5 protein-coding genes are annotated in these 7,003 nt (G+C 30.8%); 1 reads left to right on the top strand and 4 read right to left on the bottom strand.

What is annotated here, in order from left to right; translation table 11 throughout:
* Positions 1-884: 884 nt before the first annotated feature.
* Positions 885-1,928 carry an MORN repeat-containing protein gene (locus tag HBB17_RS17095; RefSeq protein ID WP_167958704.1) on the top strand — a complete coding sequence of 348 codons (1,044 nt, stop codon included), beginning with the start codon at positions 885-887 and terminating at the stop codon, positions 1,926-1,928.
* Positions 1,929-2,038: 110 nt separating this feature from the next.
* On the opposite strand, the gene HBB17_RS17090 is transcribed toward HBB17_RS17095, so the two are convergent.
* From HBB17_RS17090 to HBB17_RS17075, 4 genes are read right to left on the bottom strand one after another with little or no spacing between them, the layout of a single operon-like run.
* Positions 2,039-2,620, bottom strand: a complete 582-nt coding sequence (locus tag HBB17_RS17090) for an HNH endonuclease (protein ID WP_167958703.1) — start codon at positions 2,618-2,620, stop codon at positions 2,039-2,041.
* A gap of 7 nt (positions 2,621-2,627) precedes the next feature.
* The gene (locus tag HBB17_RS17085) at positions 2,628-3,254 is read right to left on the bottom strand and encodes a chemotaxis protein (protein WP_167958702.1); all 627 of its coding nucleotides are present in this window, start codon (positions 3,252-3,254) and stop codon (positions 2,628-2,630) included.
* 12 nt (positions 3,255-3,266) lie between these two features.
* Positions 3,267-5,525, bottom strand: coding sequence for a sensor histidine kinase (locus HBB17_RS17080; protein WP_167958701.1), 2,259 nt, complete (start codon positions 5,523-5,525; stop codon positions 3,267-3,269).
* 22 nt (positions 5,526-5,547) lie between these two features.
* Positions 5,548-6,990: an Eco57I restriction-modification methylase domain-containing protein gene (locus tag HBB17_RS17075; RefSeq protein WP_167958700.1), complete on the bottom strand. Its 1,443-nt coding sequence runs from the start codon at positions 6,988-6,990 to the stop codon at positions 5,548-5,550.
* Positions 6,991-7,003: the final 13 nt, after the last annotated feature.

The following is a 7,003-nucleotide window of genomic DNA, read 5'->3' as shown; positions in this document are numbered from 1 at the left end:
TGATAACTTTCCATCAAAATATTCTTTGCATGCTGCTAGCCTTATTTCTGTCGTATATTTGGACATAAAAATTTCCCCCTAAGTAGATTTGGTTATTTACCTTGTCTACTTAAGGGGAATCATATCAGTTTAATTTATTTCCTGCTCGTCTTTTTCTATTTCGCTATTCTTTTTATTACCGTGTATATCCTCTTTAGTGTATTGATATCTGTTATATCTTTTAACATCTTAATAATCTCTTTAAAGTATTCCTCATTGCTCATATGTATAATTCAGCTCCCACTTGCTTTATATAGTCAAATAGTTACATACTGTTTAGCAAACGAACATTTGTTCTGTTTTTATTATAGTTTGATTTGTAAAAAATATCAAGTACTATTTCATATCTATTTTCCCCCTTCATTCTCTTTTCTCTTAAAAATTTGCAATTCTCCCCCTTATAGCATTTTTTTAATTTCCACTTGTAATATCAATTTTTGCAAAAGTACCGTATAAAAACTATTTCTGATAGGAACCCTTGCATATTTATTTCTTACTTATTATACGATATCAATTTCATCTATAAAATTGTCTATAGTCTACTTTTTAATAAAAAAGCTGCTCTTAGAGCATACCAAAAGCAACTATAAACTACATTCCTATTTACTATCTTTTATTAATCAATTATGCTATCACTTCTATTTACTTTATTCGCATATCTTTGGCTTTCTTACTTTTATCTTCTCTTTACAAGATACGCAATTTGTACGTATCAGCTGCAATCTTGTTAGGGATAATTGCCCCTAATACCCTATAATTTTTTATATCATTTAATACTAATAATTCTTGCTATTTTATAGTGCAATGTGTAAAATATTGTTATAACATATTTTAGGAGGGAATTCATGAATTTCATTAAAAAATCTCTTTTTTTTACTCTTTCACTATGCATTCTCTTTTTAGGTGCATGTTCCAATTCCAATCCGAATACATCTGATTCTATTTCGGTTACAGATAAAGAACTTACCATTAATTTTTGTTTTGGTGATCGTTCTGGTACATATACTGGTACATTACTTAATGGTTCACCAAATGGTCAAGGTACTTTTACTTCTTCAAATGAATCAGGTGATTCATGGACTTATGAAGGTAATTGGTTAAATGGTCACTTTCAAGGCCAAGGTACTACGACTTGGTCAAACGGTAATAAACATATTGGTGAATATTCTAATGATTACATGCATGGTATAGGTACATATTACGAAAATGATACTATTATATATCAAGGCGAATTCTGTAATGGAGAATTTATTGGAGATGACTCAGTAAACGAAGCAACTTCTTCTACCAACTCAACCACCAAACCATCAAGTGAAGTCACTTCTTCTACAGAAAGTTCTTCATTTGATGATAATACAATACTTGATAATTTGGATATACAAGAATATACATGGGATTCAAAATATAAGTATTATGTTTCTTTAATAATAACAAGTGCTTCTGATTATGCTGGTGCTTTCGATATTGATATGATTTTTTATGACTCCGACAATAATCCTATAGGTAGTAAAAAAAGTAAATGTGATATTGTCGAAAAAGATATTCCTATGTTAATTACTATTTCAAATGAAGAAAAGTATGATCATTATGACTATGAAATCACTCCAGTTAAGTCATATTACAAACCAATAGTATCTAAATTATCAAGTTCCATTAATGAAACAGAAAAGAAACTTATTGTATCAATTACAAATAATTCCGATAATATTGCTAAATTCGTTGAATGTACAGTACTTTTCTTTAAAGATAACAAACCTATAGGTTACGATTACTGTTATTGTATTGATTCTGATGATAGTATAAAACCAAATGATACACAGATTGGTGAAATATCTAAATTAACTGATTATGATTCTTATTTATTATTTATCGACTCTATGACTGAATAATAAAAAGGCTAGGGCACTTACTGATATGATTCCTCTTAAGTAGACAAGGTAAATAACCAAATCTACTTAAGAGGAATCATATCATAGTTGTGTTCTAGCCTTTTCATAAATCATTCTTTCTTAGAAAATAATACTTGTGTAAGTTCTTTAAGTTTCATATTAATTTGTATGTACTCGCTACTTTCTTCTGATGTCATTTTCGAAATTCTCTTTTCCAATTGTTCCTGACGTTCCATTATTTCCGAACAAATCCATATTTCTTTAATAGGTCGTAGCTTAAATTTAAATACATTATTACACATATATTCTCCCACTGGTGAGAGCCCAATAATCGTACCATCTTCAATACGATTCAAGTGTAAGTCAAATTCATCACTAGTCGGGTCTATAAAGCCAACGTTTCCGTCATTACATTTTGATATATCTTTAGTTGGCCATTTGTTTGACTTTTTTCTATTGCAAGTAAAACAAGAATACACTAAATTATTATAATCATTTTCCAATTCAGGTGCTAACGATTTAGGTATAAAATGATCTATCTCAAATGCATTTCTTGTAACTTTTTCAGGTTTACCACAGTAGCCACATATACAGTCGAAATCCTCTCTCAATTCTTTAAGGAAATCTCCGTAATACTCTTTATTAACTATATCCTTGCGCCTTGCAATCTTTACATCTCCATGTACTCTCATAACACACCTACTTTGTATTATCCAATAGTTTATCCAATGACTGTAGAATATCAGACATTTTTTTAGCGGCATTTGTTGTTAACAACTCTGCTGGTATATCATCAACCTCGTTATATGCCCTCAAAATTCTAAATACTTCAAGTAAACGTTCTTCTTCATGAGCAGAAATCTCACCGTTATCCTTTTTTAATTTTAGTTCTTCATACTCACTAATATTATTTTTTAATCGGTTGTTGAATACATCAACAGCTTGTTTAAAACAAGCAACCAATTCTTCAAATGTCGAAGATTCAAAATCTGAATCCAACTTTTCCCGTTCAATAAACAGATTTTTAATTACTAGATTTTCTCCAATCCCTTGATCACAATAATTAGTTAATATTATACAAGGTAAATCAGGCAACTCACTATTAAGAAATGCAACTAGTTCTGTACCATTAAAATCATATGCAGCTGTTAGCTTATAATCAACCAACATGCACTTAATTTCATTCTTCAAAATCCATTTTAAAACATCTTTTTTAGTCGTACAATTTTCTACAAAAACCAATTCAATTTCCTTTCGTTTCAATCGTGTTTTGTAGTCATTTATCAAACTATCATCATCGTCAATAAAGCCTAATTTATACACCATCGTCACCTCCTATTACTTAGCATTAAGAATCAGTGTAACATAAAATCCTGATGTATTCTTAGAATTTTCAGACAAATCAATCGAACCATTATACTCATTAACTATTCTATTGATTATCCACATTCCCATACCTGTTCCAATTATTTCACCATTTGCTGAGCATTTATCACTTTCAAAGGGTTCTAAAATCAAACGCGGATTGTCTTTATATTCACCAGTTAATCCAATACCACTATCAGAATACTTTATTATTATTCCATCATCTATTGATCCTATGCGAACATCAATAATTTTATCTCCCACTCTTGTAGCATCGAAAGATGATGCACTATTAGCAATCAGGTTGTTTAAGATGCTTTCAATCTCATACGGAAAACATTTGAATACAATATTATCCACTTCACAATTTATAACTATTTTTTTAGGAGACAAAGCTAATTGCCAATCGGATACTAATTTTGCTATAAGCTCACCTACATCTGTTTTTCTCATGGTCCTCTTATCTCTTCTTACCGAATCAACAGTAACTTTAAACCATGAAGTAAAAAAGTGGCGTATTTCGTTAGCTTCTAGCACATATTCATAAGCAGCATCAGGATTTTTATCATACTGAAGAGCTTCCTTTGCCATTGTAATTTTCATACCAAGCTTATGTGTAATTTCTTTAATCTCGTGAATATAGGTATTAGTGACGATTCCTGTTGTTGCTAACACTCTCAACATCTGAAGCTCCGTTTCAAGTTGTTTAATCGTAGAATCTTTTTTTTCAACTAACGCAGATACTTTATTTACCTCCATATACTCGGGCAAATAATTTGAATTATCACGCTTTGCTACTTTCTTCTTTTCAGCTTCTTGCTTTATCTTATCGTCAAGTTCTTTTTCAATTACTGCTGTCGGATGTAAAAATTCATAATACGCATCAAGTGTTCTACAAACGAACTGCCTATCACGCTCAAATAATCTTATAACATTCTTCAAAAAATCTTGCAATAATTGAAATTCTTCCGTTTCTACAATTCCCTGCCTATTTGCTTGATCTGGTAATGTAATATTAGTTCGAGATATATAGATGCTTCCGTGCATTTGATCTGCATTTACACGCCATGAACCAGTCGGGTGAGATATTGCCGCAGGAGATTTATTTTTTCTTACTGCTAACATAAGCCAATCAACAGCGGATGATTTAGGATCACCGTATGGTCTAACTCTAAATCCATCTCTATAAATTCTTATTCCTCCAAAGGAATCTCGAATATCTGGTCTCCCAGTAATGTCTTTATAATAATACTTCTCTCTATCGACTTTTGAAGCTGTTAGTTTTGCATAGTATAATGTTCCTTCAAAGTCACCTATAGAATTATCAATAGGTACCTTACTTCGCAGAACATCAGTAAATGTTGTATCAATAACTATAGGCGTTCCTCTAAAATATGCTTTTTCCTTTGAATCAAATCCAGCTTCTGTAGTTATTTTATCAAAATTATTACCAAAATCAAATTCATCTCGATTAATAGTTATTTTAACATTACCATCACAGCAAACAGAAAATTTAATTCTATAATCATAAGAAAAATCATCACCATCTTGTAACAAAGCTGCTTCTCCAATGGATGTATCACTTTCAAAAAAATATATATTGAAAACTTCCTTAAATTCGGGTGGAATCAATGTTTTAAGATTTGAACGAATACTATCTATGGTTGTTTTATCCCAATTATCTCTTAAATTTGTCAATCGAAACACAGATCCCGTCTTTAAAAAAGATTTTCTAATTAACTCTATGACCTCATTATTTTGTACATCTTCTAAAAATTCAGTAAAAGACAGTTTACTTTTATCAAGTTCAGCTGTTACATCCGTTATTTTTTGGCCAAATTCAAATACATTCCAGTCTACATTCCACAATAAATGTTCTTCTTTTGAAATTGTCAGAAGACTGCAATTATCAGCTATTCGATCTAAAGCAAATCGACCTATCCCTTTCGCACCCGTTTGGATACGGCCTTTTTGAGTTTTAAAATTTATTTTTTTTGAAGAGCTACCTATTGTCATCCAATGTTTTAAAATCACATTTTCAGTCATTCCTGTACCATTGTCCGCGATGTATAAAGTATTTGTAGTTTTTTCAAAATACAGAATACAAATAGAAGCATCTGCATCATATGTATTTTTCACTAACTCCAAAATAGCTCCGTCTAGCTTTGAAACATTCTCTCGTCCAATAAGTTTTGCTGTATAAGCGTCTACATTAAATGGTATCTTAGCCATATGACTTTCTCCTTTTTACTAATTATAGTAACATATTTCTAGGAAAACAAAAATCATTAATATCTTTAGGTGATATTCTATAGGAATTCCCATTTGAAATTACACCAATAGTTTTAACATACTGAAGAAACAATTCACTATTTAAAATGTCTTTCGCCTTTTCGAGAGAATACTTTTGTTTGTTATCCTTAGGAACAATGTAAATTCCTGAGGTTGGTATTGTATCTCTATCGATAGCATATACTTTAGCACTTCCTGTTATTAAAGTAGAAATTAAGAGTTTTGGCTGATTTAAATGTGCTAACGCTTGTGAACGCCCATATTCAAACCAACTAATACCTACATCACTTTTTCTTTTCTCTAGTTTATCTTGATATTGTTTAAGATATATAACGGCTTGAGGATATTGGGATTCAAATTGTTCAACAGTATATCTTTGCAAGCCCTCTTCGGAGTAATAATACGGGAATATCACCTTTTCGCTCTTTTCGTAATTAAACGCTCTTGGACTTACTGCATCTCTCAGCAATGCTTTTTCTATTTTATATTCACCGACAGATAAATAATCACCGTTTTCAATGTAATTATCTATTATAAATACTTTATTTAATAGGGTAGCAATACTACTAGCTGCATGAAAACAATCTCCAAATCTTACTGTATTTTCATTTTCAGTATTCTCAACATTAGAAAATACCCATTTTGCTTTCATTTTATCTTTATCAACTTGTATTCGCGTATGATTACTCACATTATGGTAATTAATAAATGTATTATTGGTATTTCGATCACAGACGATTATAGCTGAAGCTGTTAGTTTTCCTGTAAATAATTTCTGATTTGTATAATCATAAACATCTGTCAAACAAGGTAATATAAAATCTCTGAGGTTTTGTGCAAATCTATTTTTGAATATGTTGCTAGGAATCAAATATGCAAATTTTCCGTTATCAGTTAAAGAACGTATACTTGCTTCAATAAAAGCATAGCAATAATCAAACTTGCCTACTTTACATGTTTCATATTTATCTCGGACAAATCTTCTTTCATCTTCATCAAGCTCTTTGTAGGTGATATAAGGTGGGTTCCCAATCACAAAATCAAATCTATCAATGATATTCTCCTTTAAAACATCACCCTCAAGGATGTTCCATGAAACATCCCTTATTCCATAATGCTCCACTACTGCATCTAGTCGTATTTTACAATTCTCAATATGAGATTTATCAATTTCAGCGGCCCAAATATCTTCTTGTAATCCAACTTTAATCGTCTCAATGTTAAATTCTTGTCGAAAACAATCAGAAATATATCTTTTGACTATTTCAATTAAGATATTACCGTCGCCACAAGAGTTTTCTGCTACTTTTCTTCCAAATAAGTTTCGTTCATATCCTACAACATCTAAAAGTTTTTTCACATTATCAGGGGGCGTGAATACTTGGCATTTTGTATATACTGGCATTTTTACGCTCCTC

It is taken from the genome of Anaerosporobacter faecicola (genome assembly GCF_012070565.1).
Taxonomy (GTDB): domain Bacteria; phylum Bacillota; class Clostridia; order Lachnospirales; family Lachnospiraceae; genus Anaerosporobacter; species Anaerosporobacter faecicola.
This window is presented reverse-complemented; position numbering and strand designations above follow the sequence as displayed.